This window comes from Algoriphagus sediminis (assembly GCF_030403435.1).
GTDB classification, from domain to species: Bacteria; Bacteroidota; Bacteroidia; order Cytophagales; family Cyclobacteriaceae; genus Algoriphagus; species Algoriphagus sediminis.
The window spans coordinates 26,054-46,884 of record NZ_JAUEPH010000005.1; the positions used below are offsets into that span (position 1 = coordinate 26,054).

5 protein-coding genes are annotated in these 20,831 nt (G+C 43.0%); 3 read left to right on the top strand and 2 right to left on the bottom strand.

Features of this window, described 5'->3' with window-relative positions:
- Positions 1–4: 4 nt before the first annotated feature.
- Entirely contained in the window at positions 5–646 is a 642-nt protein-coding gene (locus QVH07_RS11800) for an AlbA family DNA-binding domain-containing protein (RefSeq protein ID WP_290000621.1), read from the top strand.
- Here QVH07_RS11800 and QVH07_RS11805 read toward each other — a convergent pair.
- Positions 624–1,535, bottom strand: coding sequence for a 1-aminocyclopropane-1-carboxylate deaminase/D-cysteine desulfhydrase (locus QVH07_RS11805; protein ID WP_290000623.1), 912 nt, complete (start codon positions 1,533–1,535; stop codon positions 624–626). The two genes, QVH07_RS11800 and QVH07_RS11805, sit on opposite strands and share 23 nt — an antisense overlap.
- 56 nt (positions 1,536–1,591) lie before the next feature.
- Here QVH07_RS11805 and QVH07_RS11810 point away from each other — a divergent pair, with 56 nt between their 5' ends.
- Together QVH07_RS11810 and QVH07_RS11815 are read left to right on the top strand one after the other, a co-directional pair.
- A complete protein-coding gene (locus QVH07_RS11810) occupies positions 1,592–2,629 on the top strand; it encodes an RluA family pseudouridine synthase (RefSeq protein WP_290000625.1) in 1,038 nt (345 codons plus the stop codon).
- An 844-nt stretch (positions 2,630–3,473) separates the two neighbouring features.
- Positions 3,474–7,856 (top strand): hypothetical protein, encoded by a 4,383-nt coding sequence (locus QVH07_RS11815; protein WP_290000627.1) that lies wholly within the window; start codon positions 3,474–3,476, stop codon positions 7,854–7,856.
- A gap of 1 nt (position 7,857) precedes the next feature.
- On the opposite strand, the gene QVH07_RS11820 is transcribed toward QVH07_RS11815, so the two are convergent.
- Entirely contained in the window at positions 7,858–20,478 is a 12,621-nt protein-coding gene (locus tag QVH07_RS11820; RefSeq protein WP_290000629.1) for a DUF8696 domain-containing protein, read from the bottom strand.
- Positions 20,479–20,831: the final 353 nt, after the last annotated feature.

The following is a 20,831-nucleotide window of genomic DNA, read 5'->3' on the forward strand; positions in this document are numbered from 1 at the left end:
TCACATGTTATTGTCCGAAGTAAAACGCCTTGCTAGTCGGGGAGAGGGACTTTCTCTTGAATTCAAAAAGAAAGCGGCTCATCCTGAAAAGATTATTCGAGAAATAATTGCCTTTGCGAATACTTCTGGCGGCACTCTCTTGCTAGGTGTGGATGATGACGGTACTGTGTCCGGTCAAAAATTTATCCAAGACGAAGTTTATGTTCTTGAAAAGGCAATTGAGGAAGAGATCAGGCCTAAAATTGAATTTTCGCGAGAAATAATAGAAATCACTGAGAAAAAGGGGATCGCTATTTTCGAAATTCCGCAAAGTCCCAACCGGCCACATTTTTTATATGAAGAAGGGAAGAGAAAGTCTTATGTAAGGGTGGAGGATCGTTCTATTCAAGCCAGTAAGGAAGTTTGGGAAGTGATTAAAAAAAGTAGGCAGCCGAGAGATGTGGTTTTCACTTACCGTGAGAAAGAAGAAACCTTGATGAAAGCCATAGAGGAGCATGGGAAAATCACGGTTAAAGAGTATTCGCGTATTGCCAGAATTCCTAAATTTTTGGCATCTAGAACTTTGGTACGGCTAACTCTAGCCAGCGTCTTGGAGCTTCACCCCCAAGAATCTGAAGATTTTTTTACCCTGAAGGGGGAAGATTAATTCCGGTTCTTTCTGTAAAACCTAGATTCCCCTGAAGTCCACCCGTGTGAATCATTAGAATTTTTGATTTGGCCTTGAAATACCCTTTCTCTATCAGGTCTAAAATTGCAAAAGCTGTCTTTCCGGTGTAGACAGGATCTAAAGTCACCTGATATTTTTGGTAGAAATCATGGATAAACTTGATGAGCTCAGGGGTATGTTTCGCATATCCTCCAAAATGGAAGCTGTCTAGGATTTCATAATCTCCAACAAAATCTTTTTGAGAAGCTTCAAGCAGCGACTTTATTTCTTGATGAATGAAATTTCCTTTTAAAGAGGATACCCCCAACAGTTTTTGATCGGGGTGAATAGAAAGTGCGAGTCCAGCGAAAGTGCCTCCAGTTCCAATGGAACAAGCAATATGTGAAAATTTAGCATCTGAATATTGAAGTATTTCTTGAGTGCCATGGATGGCAAGCGCATTTGTTCCTCCTTCAGGGATGAGGTAAAAACCTTGAAATCGATCTTTCAGATTTTTGATGAATTTCTCTTCATTTTTTCTCCGGTAATCTTCGCGGCTAATAAATTTCAGTTGCATTCCGGATTCCTTTGCGGCTTGCAAGGTTGGGTTTAATACCTTTAACTCGTCTCCTCTTATGATTCCAATACTTTTCATCCCAATAGCCTTGACAGCTTTGGCGGTAGAATAAATATGGTTTGAGTAAGCCCCTCCGAAGGTTAAGATAGTATCGTATCCCTTAATTTTAGCCTCCTCGAGATTATATTTCAACTTGAAAAATTTATTACCAGATACTTCAGGATGGACCAAGTCCAATCTTTTGATCCAGAATTCTACACCTGATTCAGTTCTGAATAGGAATTGATTTGTGATAGGGGAATGATGGAGCAAGGCTCTGTGATTTGACTTTGGTGTAAATTTAAAGGAGATACTTGTACTTTTATAGCATGATGAATAACCTAGACGAACAATCTGATTTGGAAGACAATGAGCTTTTTGAGCATCATAAGATAGTAGTCGATCCTGGTCAGACTAGTGTTCGAATTGATAAGTTTATTAGTGAAAAGATCGGAAATGCTACCCGAAACAAGGTTCAGCAGGCAATGGATGCAGGGAATGTTCTGGTGAATGGACAAACCAAAAAATCAAATTATAAAATAAAGGCAGGAGATGTAATCCAAGTAATGATGGCTGCTCCGCCAAGGGATACGGAGGTGTATCCTGAGAATATTCCTCTGGATATAATCTATGAGGATAAGTTTCTTTTGGTGGTCAATAAACCAGCGGGGATGGTGGTTCATCCGGCACATGGAAATTGGACAGGGACCCTTGCCAATGCTCTGGTTCATCATTTTCAAGACCTTCCAGAAATGAAAGGAAATGAGGGAAGACCGGGTTTAGTTCACAGAATTGATAAGGATACTTCAGGATTGCTGGTCATCGCAAAGGAAGAAGAGGCTATGACTAATCTTGCTTCACAGTTCTTTGATCACACCATTGACAGATCCTATTTAGCTCTGGTTTGGGGAGAACCTCAGGAAGATGAAGGAAGGATAGAGGGTCATGTAGGAAGAAGTCAAAAAGATAGAAAAGTGATGGATGTTTATCCGGACGGAAGTCAGGGAAAGCATGCTGTGACCCATTGGAAAGTTCTTGAGCGGCTTAGGTATGTAAGTTTGGTTGAGTGCAAACTTGAAACAGGGAGAACCCACCAGATCAGGGCTCACATGAAATTTATAGGGCATCCGTTATTTAACGATGCTATGTATGGAGGGGATAAAATTCGTAAAGGGACCCAGTTTTCAAAATACAAAGCCTTTGTCCAAAACTGCTTTTCAACTCTTCCTCGGCAGGCACTTCATGCCAAGTCTCTCGGCTTTACGCATCCCAAAACTGGAGAGAAACTATATTTTAAAGTTCCGCTACCAGAGGATATGAGCTCGGTCCTTGAGAAATGGCAGAACTATGTGACTTTTGAGAGTTGATTTCGAATTTGGCAATAATCCTAGAAGAAGCACATAGTAAATTAAATAGAATGATAAGAAATAAACTTAAAATTAAAAATACTGTAAAAATTTAATCAATTTGTTGTAAGATTTGCAAAAAAGGAATTCAATAACCTATATTTGTATATACCAAAAGGGTAAAAATTTATACTGTAGGGTGTTGAAATTGGCAGACAAGCCCTCCTGTCTCGGGGGTGGGGGTCAATGGATAAAGCGTTTTTAGCGAGCTCGTGAAAATTGCCTAACTACTCCGTGGAGGTTCGAATCCTTCTCCTACAGCAGGTTATTTTGGGTTTATTGTTAATTGACTAAGACCATGAAATTGATTTTCATGGTTTTTTTATGTCCAAATTAAACTGGAGCATTGAAGTATCTTTAAAATATCAGCTATTTTCTTGGTAGATTTTGAATTATCATTGATATATCAGCATTCAATTAAAAAAACTCTAAAAAATTGACAAAAAAGTTATCAAAATTTTAAAGAATAGGGGTTTTTGCTACTTTTGAAACAACAGAGAGATCGAAATGATGATCTATCATGTCAATGCCATAAGGGCATGAAGTATAATATTGTAGGATGTTGAAATTGGCAGACAAGCCCTCCTGTCTCGGGGGTGAGGAATCTGTCCCGTTTGTGTCGATCAGCTCGAAACAAATGGGACAGAGTGGGATAAAGCATATTCTGAACCGGACTATCGCCTAACTACCTCGTGGAGGTTCGAATCCTTCTCCTACAGCAAAGGCAGCGATTTATCGCTGCCTTTTTTTATTTCTGAAATAAAAATTCAGGCATTTACCTATTTTAGCCTAAGGGAGCTAAACCATGAGTGAAAAAAAACTAAGAAAGATCAAAGGTCATCGCCTGAGGAAGAGTGTGCTTCGGGTGGTCATTGGTATTCTTTTAGCTGTTCTTTTTCTTGAGTTTATCGTTTACTTTGGATCCAATTTACTCCTTGCTAACTGGGCCAGAAGAAAAGTAAACGAAGCTTCTTCTGAGATTTATACCATCGATTTTAACCGATTAAATATATCCCTGATCCGACGTGGGGTCTTTTTAGATGGGATAGTCATGAAGCCTAATCCAGAGGCTCAGGTACCGGAGGATCAGACCTTATTTGATTTTTCTTTAGATCAGCTGGCGCTAAAGGGATCATGGTATTCAGCGGATGAAAATATATTCTATTTGGGAAGACTGGAATTTGATAACCCCAACGTCAAATTGACATTTTCCGAAAGCTCAGAACCCGTTGAAAGTGAAACGGATGAAACGGTGGACAGGGAGTCTCCAGTAAAATCTCTAGAAAGAGAGATTAGAAAAACTATCGAGAGTTCACCTTTAAATGCTTTGGTTATCCGGGAAATAGAAATCATCAATGCTGATCTTTTCTTTCTTAACTTTCTATCTGACAATAACCTCCAGGTACAAAACAGTAAGCTCCAGATTCAGGACGTTAATTGGACTACCCAGGAGGAATGGACCACTCCTTTTAATGCCCGTGGTTTCGAATTTGAAATGGAGAAAGGGCAATTCTTGCTTCCTGACGAGGTTCATACAATTAAAGCAAACCGAATTTTTATTTCTTCTATTGATCAACAGATCAATCTTCAATCATTTGAAATGATTCCTGATCGGAGTAAAGAAAGTCAAGCCTATTATGAGCTTTCGCTTGATGAATTACAGCTTAAAAAAGTAGATCTCAATAGTGCTTTTCAAACTTCCGAGTTAGAAATAGAGGAAATAATCCTTAATGAACCGTCTTTTAATGTAGCCAGATCAAATAAATCACAAAATACCAGCGAACAGGGGACAACCGATCTGAATGACCTTATTGAGGGGATTCTGAACTCCATTGAAGTTCAAGAGTTGTCGGTCAATAGAGGGCAATTTGTGAGTTCTGATCTTTTGGATTCTTTAAAAAACCGAATTGAATTAGGGAATCTGGATTTCAAGATGGTAGAGTTTTACTTGGGAGATGATGTAGCCAAAAAGGAGAATCAGTTTTTTTATGGAGATGATGCATCTATGGCTATTCGTGATGTGGAGGTCTATCTTTCAGATGGTGTGCATAAAATTCAGGGCGAAAGTGTAGCGGTAAACAGTTTTACAAACCAGATAGCAGTAAAAGGATTCAAGATATCTCCACGAGATTCTGTATTTATCGAAACCGATCCAAGATTATTACTTAAGGTAGAACTTCCAGAACTGAAAATTGACGGGGCAGACCTTAAGCGGTTTTACAACGATGGTATTTTTGATGTATCCACAATTCGGATGGATAACCCTCAGGTGGAGATAGTAGAGAATGAGAGTGTTCTGGTGCAAACCTCCGAAAATAAAGCCCCAATTAATGAGTTGCTTGAAGGTTACATGCGGGAGTTAAGGGTTAAGTCTTTTGACTTAAATGATGGAGTTATCTCCTTTTCAAACTCCTCTGGAATTAGAAATCAAGATTTAGGTTTCGATAGGTTTAGCCTTTTGCTTGAAGATATTTTTATTGAACCCGAAAAGGTCAATAATACGCGGGAATTTTTCCTCGCCAATGAGCTTGTCCTGGACATGGACAATTATAGGCTAAAATTAAAAGATAATATACATGAGTTTTCTGCCACAAAAGTCATCATTGATTCTAAAAATGATCGTGTTGAATTACAAGGTTTTCGCATTACTCCGCCAGATTCTTCCCAGGTAAAAGGCCTTTTGAACATCTATGATAAAACAGCAGTCATGGACATGGATGTGCCTTATTTTGCAGTAGAGGATATAGATCTAAAGAAGGCTTTCTTCGAAGAAACTTTAGAAATAGGCTTATTGACCATTCCTTCTTCATCAATCAGTCTAGAAAGATATGGCAAAAGACCAAAAACTTCTACAGGGACTATTTCTTCTGATAATGATTTAGAATCATTACTAACCCAATACTTCAAGTCTATAACTATCGATTCTTTGAATTTTTTGGAAGGAGATCTTGAATATCAGAATTTCTCTGGTTCAAAGTCGATTTCTATCACGGAGGATGACCTTAGTTTGGCCCTGAAGAATTTTCATGTGGAGAGGGGTTTGCCACAAGGTCCTGATCAAACTTTTTTCTCAGATGAAATTGATATAAGCTTTAAAGATTACGCTTTTAGCCTGGCAGGAGGCAATTACACTGTGCTTACAAATAACATAAGGTATAATTCTAAAGCTGAGAGAATAAATATTGATAATCTTACCCTAAGGCCATCTCCTAGTTTGGAAAGTAAGGTTATTTTGAATGTGGGGCTTCCTGAAGTCGTCCTTGAAGGAGTGAATATCGATCGCTTCCTTTTCGATAATATCCTTGAACTAAGAAAGTTAAAGGTGGTAGGAAGTGACCTGAACCTAGAATTGAACCCAGCACTTAGATCTGCTTCCTCAGCGGATTCCTTGCCTCGTGGAAATGGGCCTGAATTACCTCCATCTATAGATAAAATTCTAATCGACAGTGTTGAAGCAGATCAATCATTTTTGCAGCTACAGTATCTATTGGGGGAGACTGATATTCAATCCATAGAAACCAGGTTTGACCTTCTGGTTCAGGGCTTTAATCTGGACTCAATCTCTGCATCTGAGGAGAATATTTCCAGCTTGTTTGACCAAATTACTATTGATCTACAGGATTTTTCCTTTGCCCTTCCGGACAGCATCCACACCCTGAAATTCTCTGAACTGGAGTTGAATACTGCCACTGATGAGTCTGTATTTAAGGATTTTCAGGTGATACCTAATAGCATATCAGGCCATTCTGGAAAGCCCATTATCTCAGCTCAGATTCCTTTTTTGGCGGTGCAAAACAATAAGCTGGCAAGTATCCTGGGTAGCCAAACGTTTAATATCACACAGGTTAAGCTCACTGACCCGGAAGTCTTTATTTATCTGGATAAGGAGGCTCCTGTGAAAGATGAAAATTCTTTGGCGAAGCCAAAGAAAGAGCAGAGCACGGAGGGTCTCATAAGTTCTATTTTGCTGGATGATGTGCTTTTAGAAAATGGGGGAATTCAGATTTTCAACAAGGAAAATCAGCCAATTCCGAAGCTTAATTTTAATAATGTAAATGTTACCCTAAAGGATTTAAATCTTGAGCTTTTAGGGGGCAAACAGGAAATGGGAGCCGATTTCTTTTTGGACCAAAACCTTGATCTTTCTCTTGCTAACTACACCATTTTTACCAGTGATAGTTTAAATAAGCTTACAGTTGGGAAGGTAACTTTTAAGGATGAATCTGTGGAGCTTGCTGATATTTGGTTTAGACCAGCCTTGGGCAGATACGAATACTTAAGAAAAATTGGTTTTCAGACAGATGCAATAGAAGCAAAGGTTAGTGGAGTTATTCTTGACCAAATTGATTTCGATGTTTTGGCTGAATCAAGGAAGGTCAGGGCAGGTAATCTATTAGTGGATAGCTTGTCCATGGATATTTTTAGGGATAAGAGACTTCCTCTGAAAGAAGGAGTGGTCAAGCCCATGCCACAGGAATTGATGCAGAATTTTCCGATTTATGTGGAATTAGATTCTGTAATCGTGAAAAATTCCCAGATCCGATATCAGGAGTTTGTGCCCAAATCTAGCCTGGTGGGGACTTTACAATTCGAGGACATCAACGCATCCATAGCCCCATTTATCTTGACACCTGACACCATAGCCTATCCTCTGAAAAAAGCAAGAATGTATGCAGAAGCATTAGTGGAAGGGCAGGGGGATGTCCGATTAGATGTAGACATGAAATTCGAGGCTCCTTATGAGATGGCTGTGGATGTTCGACTTGGTGCTTTTGATCTTACCAATGCCAATGATATTCTCACGCGTACTTCATTCATAGGAGTGAAGTCTGGTCAGGTTACCGATGGGAAATGGAAGTTTAAAATCAATGAGAATGAAGCCTGGGGGCGAATGAAGTTTTTTTATGAAGATTTAAAAGTTGAATTTTTAGATACTTTGACCCTTTTACCTGGAAAGGGAAAACTTAGCTTATACACTTTTGCAGCGAATACAGCTTTAAAGAATAAAAACCCTAGAGGCCTATTTAAAAAGAAGGTTTCCCGGAAGATTTATTACCAAAGAGACAAATCAAAATTCATCTTCGCCGGATGGTGGAAGGCTACATTTAGCGGTCTTAAATCTTCTGTGGGACTAGGTAGAACCAATGCTCCAGCTAGAAAAGAGGATGAATTTTTCGAGTTCGAATAGCTTACCTTTTTAGGATTACCTTATGGTATTCTATTTGTTCACCCCATGAAATTTCAATGGTATAAACACCTGCGGCAAGATTTCTGAAATATTGAGTCACTTGTGCTCCCATCGTAGTCATATCATCTACTTCGATGATCACATAATCTCCGGTTGGCGAAATAATTCTAAGCGTAATCTCTTCGTCCTCATATAAGGATGGTTCCAGAAGCGCGAAATTAATCGGATCTCCAGTCGTTGGGTTTGGATAGACTCTCCATCGTGTGATTCCTGGAAGTGGTTCCACTTGAATCGCTCTGGTTTCGCTATATGTAAAGTCTCCATCTTCATCATATTGCTTCAGCCTATAGAAGATATCTCCACCGGCAGGAGGTAGGTTTAGATCTCTGAAGTCATACATTTGAACCTGATCTGAATATCCGGCACCTTCTACTTCACCGATGATTTCCCAATCCTTGGCAGCATTCAGAGATCGCTGAATTTCAAATCGATCATTTTCCCATTCTTGGGCAGTGGCCCAAGTCAAGTCACCTGATCGTAGCGCCTCATTATGCTCTGCTTCGAAGTAGAGGAATTCAACGGGTAGGATACGGAAGTTAGGGTAGCGAATGTAAACCACGCCTTGGAAACCATTACTTCCTCCGGTTCTTCCCGCTCCACCACCAGAACCATAGGTAGTTGCAGGTAGACCAACACCAGTATTGTTACCACGTCCTCCAGCATAGAATTGCGATGCGCCATCGGAATACGGGCTTCCTCCCAATCCTGGTTCGTTCACGGTAGCTCCAGAAGATGTTCCTCCTCCACCAGCTCCATAGAACAGATCTTCTCCTGAAATTCCTTGAATAAACCCATTTCCTCCATTGCCAGCGCTCACGAGAGATGCATCACCAGAGCCGTCACCGCCACCTGTAGTAGCTCCACCACCTCCTGCACCTGAGGCACTAGAACCCTGAGCAAATGCTGCACCACCTTCGTTTCCATCAGGAGAAGCAATACCTCCTCCAGAAGTATCACCACCGAAAGCAGCTCCACCCCCTCCAGAAGCGCCATCACGTCCTGCTCTGGAAGTTGGACTCGAACTTGAAGAGCCACCGCCGCCGCCACCTGCAACGCTAATATTTGAGAAAGTATTTCCTCCGGCATAATCAAAGCTTGGACCTGTGAAAGAAGAGCCTTCACCATCACCACCCTGTTGATTTGGATTCGTGGAGCCTATTCCCTGACCACCAGGTGACACCTGGAATACAGCTCCTTGCAAACCAGGATTTCCATTCATTGTAATTCCTGTGTAATTCTGATAGAAGACGCCACCGCCACCACCGCCGCCGGCTGCATCTCCGAAGCCACCGCCGCCACCGCCGCCAACAACAAGAACCTCAAATTCATCAAGTCCTTCTGGAACGGTCCATTGGCATTCCCCGGTAAATCGGATTACAGTGTATCCTTCAGAGTCTGTGTATTGAGTTACAGCTCCTGAATCCGTGCAGGATGGATCGTCAGGGCATTCATAGGTAATCAAGAATCTGCCGTCAGGACCCGTAACACTTACAATGGCTTGAGCCAATCTGTCTGCATCTGGCTCCGTGTCTGGCAGTTCCGTTGCATAAATATTATCAGAAGCATCATACACTAAGAATATCTGTCCTCCTGGAGTGACATTCATAGTTTGTGAAGCTGTATTACCTCCTGTACCATTTCCAAATACCTCGATGGTAATTTCTGATACTCCGGCTAGAACCGAATAGGTTGCATTTCCGTCAGATTCTAAGAATTCCGTACTACAAGAAGCTCCAAATTCCGCAGTGTTGTTGTTTGGTGGAGTATATGGACAAAGGTCAGTGATTTCCCTAATAGAGTTAATGGTAAGGACACTGGTTCCTCCATTAGTGTATGGAGGCGAGTCAAAGGTGAATTGACCTGCAGTAGTTACAGTCACCGAAATAGTCTGGTCTGAACCAGCATTGGTTCCCGTGATGCTATAATTAATTTCATAATCACCAGGTGCCAATTCATTGCTGAATACAGTAAATGTCGACGTGTAAGGCGGAGAAGAACCTTGAGGAGGGTCTTGAACATCAATACTGATAATTGGGTAGGTTGGATTGTCAACCGTGATGGTTCCAGTTGCATTCAAATCTCCACAGCCTCCGGTTAATGGAATACTATAATTGAATGTACCAACTTCTGCAGGCGTTCCGGAAATAGTGATGTCTCCAGTCGTCGAATTAAATGAAGCGCTAATTCCTAATGGGAGACCATTGGCCCCTTCGACTCCAGCATTTTCTATTCCAGTAGCTCCTGTAGAATTATGAATGATTGTCACTGGTTGCGGTGTATCAAAACACAGCGGTGGATCTGGATTCACTGGGGTAACTGTGTTTTCAGGGAGAATAGTCACCGTGACAGCAGGAGTAGGATCAGATTCGCAATCCACACCATTTAAGGTGGAAACCGTAATTCTCTGGAATTCGGTAGTCTCTGTTAATGCAGGCGAGTCATAGGTTTCTCCTGTTGCTCCTGAAATGGTAGTCCATAGTGGATTTGTGGTTGAATTTCTAAACTGCCAGATGTAACTGATATTTCCATCCCCTGCACCTGATTCTGTGCTTATAAATGCTGCAGGGTCATCTCCAGGGCAAATACTTTGATCAGCTGCAATTGTTCCAGCAATTGGTTCTGTCTGTATGGTGATTGTCACAGGATCTGTTGCAGGTCCTTCACAACTATTCGTTCCAACTGTTGAAATAGTATATCTTCTATACTGGGTAGCTTCAGTTAATACTGGTGGGTCATAGTCCGCTCCTGATGGATTACCAGGAACATCCACCCAATTCGGTGTGGTAAGATCTGTATTCATTTCCCATCTGTAGGAAATGACTGCACCCGCATCCTGTGGGGTATAAACACTACCAGTTATGGTAGCTGGGGTATCACCCAGACACACGGTTTGGTCACTGGCTATGGTTCCTTCATCTGGAACATCCCTTACCACTATCAAACCTTCCACACGTACTTGCTGACAAGATCCAGTGGTAAAGACCTCATAGGTATAGTCTCCAGGTGTAGTTGGAGAGCCTGTTATCCTCAAATTCACTCCATTCCAAATGGCTGTAACACCTGGCGGTAAATTAGTAACTACTGGACCACTTAGTCCACCTCCTACATCGTAGGTAATGTCTATAATTGGTGAATCCTGACAAACAACCTGGCTATCATCAGTTCCTGGGTCTGAGGTTAATCTAATAAATGGTGAAAGCGTGCCAAAAGAGATATCATCTAAACCGAAGTCATTTCCACCAAGGGTTGTGTTCAAATTCACAATTTCAATTACGGCGGTTGTCGCAGTTCCTGAACTCCAGCTTGGATCAGATCTAAATTCTCTCCAGTTATCTAGTCCTACTTCAGCATCACTTGTTGGTTCAGGAGCAGAAGATAAGTCTAAGACAGTTCCGACTAATTGGCCATTGATTTTAAATTGGAGCCTTGCATTTGATGCTGGGTTTAGATTCATGGCCCATGCAGAGAAATAGTATTCTGTAAATTGCTCTACCGGTACAGTTTGTCGCCAAATTACAGGCTGTCTTAATGGAGTCCCTATGAGTTCTCCACCATTCACCATCATAAAATTCCTGTCGCCAGTGGCATTGTTTGTATGATCTCTTCCATAAAATGCCGAGTGATAACCTGGTGGAGTGGTTGTGGTATTACCCTGCGCATTAATATTTACTGCATAGTAGCCTTCAGGCCATAACCCTGTGTTCGGGTCGCCTGAAACATAGTAGGCCTGGTTTTGGGTATATTCAGTGAAGAAACTTGGATTAGCTGGATCAAAATTGGTGAATGATCCATCAACGATTAATTCTTCAGCAACACTTAAAGATGCAGTAGCCGTACAACCATCAGGAGATGTAGCAGTAACAGAATAAAGCCCTGCCAAATCCACTTGTATGGAGGGAGTGGTTTCTCCAGTACTCCACTCAAAAGTCGTTCCCGTAACAGCCGAACTAGCTACTAATACCACCTCACCGTCTACAGCACAATAGTCAGCCTGAAGGGTAATTTCAGGAGTTGGATCTACTGAAATGGTAAAGGATTCGGATGGCCCGGTACAACCATTCACCGTAGGTGTTACTATAATTTCAGCGTCTATGGTAGCTGATGTAGTATTCTGAGTTACGAAAGAAGGAATATTTCCAGAACCAGCTGCCGCTAGGCCAATTTCAGGATTGCTATTTGTCCAGTTGTAGACCACACCGGCAACCCCATTCCCGGTGAAATTAACTGCTGTCGTTGATGGACCAGCACATCCTATATTTTGATCTGGTACTGGATCTACTGTTGGAATTGCTCGGACTAATACATCCACGTCAAAAGGGTTTCCAGCGCATCCATCAGGGGTGGTAGGAGTGACGGTATATGTCACTACCTGATCCACTATGGAGGTGTTGGTCAATAACTGGGATATATTGGTTTGTGGATTGGACTCATCAGCTTCACCTGTAACATCAGGGTTGTCTATGACGGTCCAGGTATAGGTAGTTCCAGCAGGAACAAAACCATTAGTTCCATCCACTGGTGTAACGGTAAAGCTGGCTCCGCAACTGATCGTGGTACCTGTAATGTCAGAAATTACAGGGATCACATTGATCAATGTAGAATTACTTACTGCTGAAACTGCAGTACATCCATTTGCATTCGAGTAATTCACGGAAACATTTTTTGTGCCTTCTGTCAGCCAGACCAAAGTAACCGAATTGTCATTTGATCCTATACCTCCTGCTGTAATGTTGTAATCTGTACCAGCCGATCCAGGTAGATTCCAGATATAATTTGTTTGTCCAGCCTCCGTGGTATAAGTTACAGGAGTACCTATGCAGAGGTCTGAAGTCGGAGCCTCCGTGAATGTTGGCACAGGTAGGGCATCAACATCAATGCTATTTGAAATAGCTGTTGCCGCCGTGCAATTGTTTGAATTACTATAATTTACAGAGACATCTTTGGTACCAGCAGACAACCAAGTTAAGGTAACAGAGTTATCAAACGGCCCAATTCCACCCGAAGTGATGGTATAGTCCGTGCCTGCTACACCGGGTACAGACCAAGCATAATTATCTTGACCTGGTTGGGTGGTATAAGTTACAGTAGTCCCAATGCAGACATCAGAAGTAGGTTCTGTTGTGAATGTAGGTGCTGGGAGAGAATTTACAAATGTAGTGTTTACAACTGCAGCAGCGGCAGAGCAATTATTCGAATTAGTGTAATTAACCGATACATCTTTGGTGCCTGAAGTTAACCAAGTAAGTGTTACCGTATCATCTGTTGTTCCTCCACCAGCCGTGATATTAAAATCGGTTCCAGCTGATCCAGGTATAGTCCAAACATAATTCGATTGACCCGATTCGGTGGCATAGGTCACAGAAGTTCCCACACAAACCTCAATAGGAGGCTCAGTGATGAATGTTGGGTTAGGAAGAGCGTTTACAATTGTCGAATTAACTACAGCAGTAGCAGCAGAACAATTATCAGAATTGCTATAATTGATGGAAACATCCTTAGTGCCGTCCGATAACCAGGTAAGGGTAACCGTATTACTTGTACTACCAATTCCGCCCGCAGTAATAGAGTAATCTGTTCCTGCGGTTCCGGGGATATTCCAATCATAATTAGATTGACCTGCCTCGGTTGTATAGGTTACCGAAGTCCCAACACAAACCTCAGCGGGAGGTGCAGTGGTAAATGTTGGTGTCGGCAATGTATTTACTATGGTAGAATTGATTGTTGCAGTGGCAGCGGCACAATTATCGGCATTAGTATAATTAACCGAAACGTCTTTAGCCCCAGCGCTTAGCCATGTTAGAGTCACCGAATTATCAGTACCGCTAATTCCGCCAGAGGTTATATTATAATCTGAGCCGGCTGTTCCAGGTACATTCCATACATAATTGGTTTGTCCAGACTCTGTCGTATAGGTCACTGAAGTTCCAACACAAACCTCCGTTGGTGGTGCGGTGGTAAATGTTGGCTCTGGGAGTGCATTAACAATAGTAGAATTGATTGTCGCAGTGGTGGCCGAACAATTATTTGCATTGCTATAATTAACTGTTACGTCCTTAGTTCCACCAGTCAGCCAGGTAAGTGTTACAGTCTCATCAGTGTTTCCTATTCCACCTGAGGTTATCGTGTAATCCGTATTTTCCACACCAGGAACATTCCAAACATAATTGGCCTGACCTGATTCTGTAGTGTAAGTAACAGATGTTCCCACACAAACTTCAGAAGGAGGAGCAATGGTGAAGGTTGGTGTCGGAAGAGGATTTACCACAAAACCTCCAGAAATACTAGACGTCTGATCGGACCCACATCCTCCTGAACTAGAAACTACCACGTAGTAATAAACAGGTACTCCATCTGCAACATTTGAAGGTGGAGTGAACGTGTCAGAGTCAGTTCCCACTTGGCTATCGACTCCAGTGTTAATTACACCTGTTGTATTGCTGTACCACTGGTAAGACAATGTTCCTGTACCAATTGCACTAACTGAAATAGGACTAAAGGGTCCTTGACCATCGCAAATTGTTGCTCCTGTAAGATTCTCAGTTTCAATAGATGTCAATGGATTAACTATAAACGCACCGGATATTGCAGTAGGAACGGTACCGCAGCTACTTGACGCGGTAGCGTAGTAATATCTTGGTAATCCATCCGCGACACTTGCATCAGAAGGGGGAGTGAAATTAGTTGGGCTAGTTTCTCCTGAAAGCATAACCCCTCCCGTGTTATCCGGGGTTGTATTTTGATACCATTGATACGTAACAGTACTTCCTCCATCCCCTAAGGCGGCTACATCTAATGCTTGAGAGAATGAGTTTCCAAAACATATTGTTTCATCCAAGACATCAGGATCGTCTGTTATTAGCGTTCCCGAAGGATCCACAATGCGTACACCTGAAATGGCAGAAGTTTCACTACCACAATCTCCAGAAACAACTACATAATAATACGAGCTTCCTACAGGTGTAGAAGGGGGCGTATAAGTATTAGAATTTGTTCCAACTTGTGTATCTACTGAAGTATCAATAACTCCGGTAGTATTCCTATACCATTGGTAGGATAGGTTTGATCCAGTTGCCACCACAAATAATGGATCAAAACCATCTCCAAAGCATTCGAGTAAATTGGTGTTGTCTATCTGTGTAACGATGGAGGTGAAAATACTTACTTCAATAGTATTGCTAGCAGGACTAGGTACAAAGCATCCATTTCCATCGGTATAATTAACTGTCACAGTTTTAGTTCCAGACGTTAACCATTCAATGGTGACAGTATTGCTAGACGTTCCAATTCCTCCTGCAGTGATGTTGTAATCAGTACCTAAAGAACCTGAAACGGTCCATGAGTAATCCGTTTGGCCAGCTTGAGTTGTATAGGTTACCACATCATTCAGACAGACAGGATTAGATGGTTCCGCGGTGAAGCTTGGAGCAGGTAGCGGATCTAGGTTGATTGTATTTGAGGCAGGAGCTATTCCGGAACAACCATTTGAATCCTGATAATTTACAGTTACTGTTTTACTACCATCCGTTAACCACTGGAGAGTTACCGAATTACTGTTGCTTCCAATTCCACCTCCCGTGATAGTGAAATCTGTTCCTTCAGAACCGGGGATATTCCAGGTATAATTGAATTGCCCTGATTCGGTGGTATAGGTAACCTCATCTCCAATACAAACTGGATCTGCTGGCTCAACTGTGAAAGTAGGAACCGGGAGAGGAGCTAGGGTAATGGTATTTGAAGCTGCTGCCGCAGTGACACACCCATTTGCATTTGTGTACCCAACGGTAACGGTCTTATCTCCATCAGTTAACCACTCAATTGTCACAGTAGGGCTGCCTGTACCAATACCACCCGAAATGATGTTGTAATCAGTTCCTGAAACACCAGAAATGGTCCAGATATAGTTTGATTGTCCAGATTCCGTAGTATAGGTTACCTCATCTCCGATGCATGTTGGATTAGAAGGCTCCATAATGAATGTTGGAACCGGAAGGGGGTCCACATCAATGGTACTCGTGGCAGGAGCTAAAGGTGGGCAACCATCGGAATTCAAATAATTGACAGAAACTGTTTTTTCCCCATCTGTCAACCAAATAAGGGAAATCAAATTATCACTATTAGTGCCACCTGCAGTTACATTAAAATCAACTCCTTCATTTCCAGAAACAAACCATTCAAAATCTGTAATTCCAGCACCTGATTGAGTTTCAAAGGTGTATTCTTGCCCTATACAAATTGCTCCGTTTGGCTCCGCAGTGAAAGTTGGGACTGGCCTTAGGTTTATATTAATTGTATTAGAAGCAGGAGTCGCGCCTTCACATCCTCCTGAATTTTCATAATTCACTGTTACCGTATTGGAGCCTGTAGTCAGCCATTCTACAGAAATCGAATTGGTGTTAATTCCACCTGCGGTAATGTTATAGTCCGTTCCCTGAGTTCCAGAAAGACTCCAATTGTAGTTTGATCTTCCTGATTGTGTGGTATAGGTCACTACCTCGCCTAAACAATAATCTCCTGAAGGTTGATTTATGAATGTTGGGTTGGGTAGTGGGCTTACTGAAATAGTATTGCTAATCGCTGTGGGAGCAGAGCATCCACTAGCATTTTCATAATTCAGGAATACCTGTTTTGAACCCTGTGATAGCCATTCGAGTGTAAGAGAATTGTCCGTCATGGTTCCCCCAGATACTATATTGTAGTCAACACCAGCACTTCCGGAAATCTGCCAATCATAGTTGAATTGCCCTGCTTGAGTGGAATATGTCACCGCCTCCCCTATACATACAATCCCGGTTGGTTGGGCTGTAAAGCTTGGATTTGGTAGGGAGTTAATCGTTAGAGTCCGAGTTGCTACATCATCCGTACAGCTTCCTGAACCTGTCACAGTGTAACTAATGGTGGTTGTACCATTAGAAAGGGCAGTGACTTCACCCGTTGAGGCATTGATCGATGCGACAGCAGGATTGCTTGAAGACCAAGTTCCTCCTAGGGAGGTTGAGCTAAATACAGATGTTTCTCCAATGCAAAGTTCATCAGTCCCACTTAAGGTTCCGGCATCGGGCGCTGGAGTTACAGTTATTGTTCGGGTTTCAAAGTCATCCGGACAGCCTCCAGAGCCAGAAACAGTGTAAGTAAGAATTGCAGAACCTGCAGAAACTCCTGTGATAACCCCGGTAGAAGGATCTATTGTTGCAACGCTTGGATTTCCTGAAGACCAGACTCCACCTGAAGTGGTGGATGAGAAAGTTCTGGTTCCACCTTCACATACTTCTTGTGTTCCACTTAATGTGCCTGCATCTGGTGGCGCTGTGACAGTAATGCTAATACTGGTTTCGGGAGCTGGGCAGCCTCCACTTGCTGGAAGGGTATAGAAAATATCAACAATTCCAGGTGACACCCCTGTTACAACACCCGTGTTTGACACGGTAGCGATAGAAGTATTGTCAGAAGACCAAGTTCCAAATGCTGTAGAGGATAAAAGCTGAGTATCTCCTCCTATACAGATATCTTGATCTCCGCTGATTGTCCCTGGGCTGATAGGGGCATTAACAAAGACAGTTCTCGATGAGGTTGCGATTGTGCAACCAGTAATCGTATATCGGATAGTAGCAGCACCTGGGCTTACTCCTGTGATCACACCAGCGCTAGGATCGACTGTAGCTATAGCAGGATCAGCTGAAGACCATACTCCGCCCATCATGGTGGAAGTGAAAGTGGTTGTTCCACCCACACAAATAGACTGTGGGCCATTCACAATTCCGGCGTTTAGGGTATAGGTTAATTTAATTCGACCATCCCCACCTTCGCCTCCGTTAACTGTGCTACTGCCAATTCTATCAGCACCTCCACCTCCACCGCCCGGTTGAGCACCATCACCACCTGCTTGATCATTTGAACCTCCATTTGCTCCATCCCCTCCTGCTCCACCACCTGTTACTGCGGTACCTCCATTTCTTCCACTTCCACCATTTCCATCAGAGTCCTGACCACCGGATGAACCTCCACCACCACTTCTTTGTCCTCCTCCGAAGTTATCTGCATTGGCACCATCTCCACCTGAATAAGTAACATCACCCGTACCTGCAGTAGCCCCATCACCACCTGCAGACGAGTTGTTGGATGCCCCTTCACCACCATTTGCAACAACTAAATTGGACCCAAAGATCGTATTTCCACCATCAATATTGCTGTTGTTTCCTCCCTGTCCTATTGAGTAACTAAAACTATCTCCAGGATTTACTGAAAGGATTGAACGCGAATATCCACCTCCGCCTCCTCCTGCTCCATACCCATCGCTAGTCCTAGTGCCACCTCTTCCTCCAGCACCCCAGGCTTCTACGATTAGCTCTGTTACTCCATCAGGAACCACCCAAGTCCCTGAAGGATCCGTATCAAAATCAAAAGTTTCCACACATCCGCAATCCTCAACTTCGATTGTACCTGTAGCAAAAGCGACTCCGCAGGTCCCTAGTAATTCGATGCTATAGTTGAATGTTCCCAGTTCGGTTGGGTTCCCAGTTATGCTGATTTGGCCTGTTGAGGCATTAAAAGAAGCGCTTACACCATCTGGTAGCCCATTCGCACTATCCACTCCGTCAGAATCAATTCCGGTGGCGCCTGTAGTCGCATGAGTGAGGTTCACATTTCCTGTAAAAAAGCAAACAGTCTCTGTAGATACTGGGGTTACCGTTTTTCCTGGGTTAACAGTCAGAGTTTTCGTGGCCAGAACATCACTACAAGACCCTCCGCTGGCGGTAAGTTGTAAGGTGATAATACCCAAAGAACTATCGTCTGCTGCAGCAGTATAGGTTGCAGTGGCAGGATTGTTTGCATTGGTCCAGGTACCGTTACCATTTAGATTCGTCCATACACCGCTTGTGGCCGAACCACCAATACTTCCTCCCATTGGCGCTGAAGTCTCACCGTCACAAATTTCTGCAAGTGTACCTCCGGGATTTGCGATTGGACTTGGCGTGATGGTAAGTGTTTTAGTGGCTGTTGTCACCCCACAGCCTCCATCAACGGTAGTTAATGTTAATGTAATGGTCGAACCTGTTTCACTTGCATCCGGCGTGTATGTAGCATTCGCTGGGTCAGTTGGATTAGACCATGAACCAGCTCCTCCTGACCAGGTTCCTCCGGCAGCAGATCCACCCACACTTCCACCCATTGCCGGGGTTGTGTCGCCCAAACAAACTGGCGCAAGAGCAGACCCGGCATTTGCCGTTGGGTCAGGATTTACAGTAACCTCTACTTCAACTGTAACATCTTCACAATTAGAAGCTGTAATAGCAACCCTTCTATAGCGAGTTGTTTCTGTCAAACCAGATGGAGGATCATAGCTAGTAGCAGTAGCTCCTGCTATGGTAGTCCAGGAAGAAAAAGGACTCACTGAGCTCTCCCATCGGTAGGAAGCACCATTTCCCGCATTTGCATTAGCTATTTGAGAAGGGTCTCCTCCTGCACAAACACTTTGAGTTCCGGTAATTGATCCTGGATTGACGCTTTCGATCGATACCTGTACAGTATTGGATGGGTTTGATTCGCATCCATCTGAAGTAATCGATATTCTTCTGTATTGTGTTGTTTCGGTAAGTCCTGCGGGAGGATCGTAATTGGCAGAAGTCGCCCCTGATATTTCATTCCAGCTGGAGAAAGGACTTACGGAGCTTTCCCACTGATAGGTTGATCCTTCCCCTGCTATGGAATTACTGAGTATTGAAGGGTCACCCCCAGAGCAGATCGTTTGGGTACCTGAAATAGAACCTGAATCCGGAGGATCCGCATCAAAAGAAATACGGACTTCCCCTCGAGCTCCGTTCCCACCAGCATAGGGCCCTCCGTTTTGAGATGTTCGTGAACCGCCTCCGCCTCCGCCGATTACGCTTCCTTGATTACCATCTGAGGAGCCTCCACCAATTGAACCACCACCGTTTCCACCGTTTCCGCCGTTTCCACCAGCTCCACTGTCTACACCAAATCCTGTTTCTCCATTACCTCCATTCTGCCCCGCCGTCACCGTTCCGCCTATAGATCCAGAATTCCCACCAGCACCACCCGCAGGGGAACCACCAGAAGTATTTCCGGCCCCGCCATTACCACCAACAGCAATAGCTAGGGTACCACTTACTGATCCAGTGATACTTGAATTTTCACCGTTACCTCCATTACCTCCTGAAACTCCTGTCCCACCAGCACCTACTATAATCGTAAGTGTTTCGCCTTCTTGGACTGTGACTGTACCCGTTACATAAGCACCTCCGCCACCTCCGGCACCACCACGACCACGAAACCTTCCAGCATCAGTACTTCCACCACCAGCTCCACCGGCTCCCCAAACTTGAATATCAATGCTTGTGACTCCAGCTGGAACTACATAGGTAAATGTACCAGTACCATCATAAGTGAGTGTGGTCGAGGCACATTGGGCATTCGCGTAATTGGAAAGAAATGAGCTGGATATAAAAAAAGTGACTAGGAAAAAAAGAAAAAACACCCCACCAAAACCGGATTGTGAAATTCGGAATCTAAGCGTAGAAAATATTTCGGGGTAAACGTTCCTCATCCATTAGAGTTATCTAACCTACAAAAATACAAAAAAATGCATTTTGTACTAATAAAATTGCATGATTTTCAGGGTGTTAGCAGACACTTTTGAACTTGTCTTCGAGGTCCTTTTGATCCTCCATAAAGGATTAATAAGACCAATATTTTTTCCTCGTTTTCCAACTTTTGTTTTGTTTTAAAACTCGAATTGTAATCGAAAAATATATGGTAAATACTAATATAACAAAATCTTATTTTGGGCATATGTTTTCTTCCTTTGGTATACAAAAAGTTGAACTTTGCCTAAATCGGAGTGATTTGGAAATCTGGGAGCTTTGAATTCAGACCATTCTTCCAATTTTCTTATATCAC

What these genes read in the sequence shown, in the direction of transcription:
- QVH07_RS11815 (WP_290000627.1), top strand. Translation starts at nt 3,474, where the DNA reads ATGAGTGAAAAAAAACTAAGAAAGATCAAAGGTCATCGCCTGAGGAAG.
- QVH07_RS11820 (WP_290000629.1), bottom strand. Translation starts at nt 20,478, where the DNA reads ATGAGGAACGTTTACCCCGAAATATTTTCTACGCTTAGATTCCGAATT.
- QVH07_RS11800 (WP_290000621.1), top strand. Translation starts at nt 5, where the DNA reads ATGTTATTGTCCGAAGTAAAACGCCTTGCTAGTCGGGGAGAGGGACTT.
- QVH07_RS11810 (WP_290000625.1), top strand. Translation starts at nt 1,592, where the DNA reads ATGATGAATAACCTAGACGAACAATCTGATTTGGAAGACAATGAGCTT.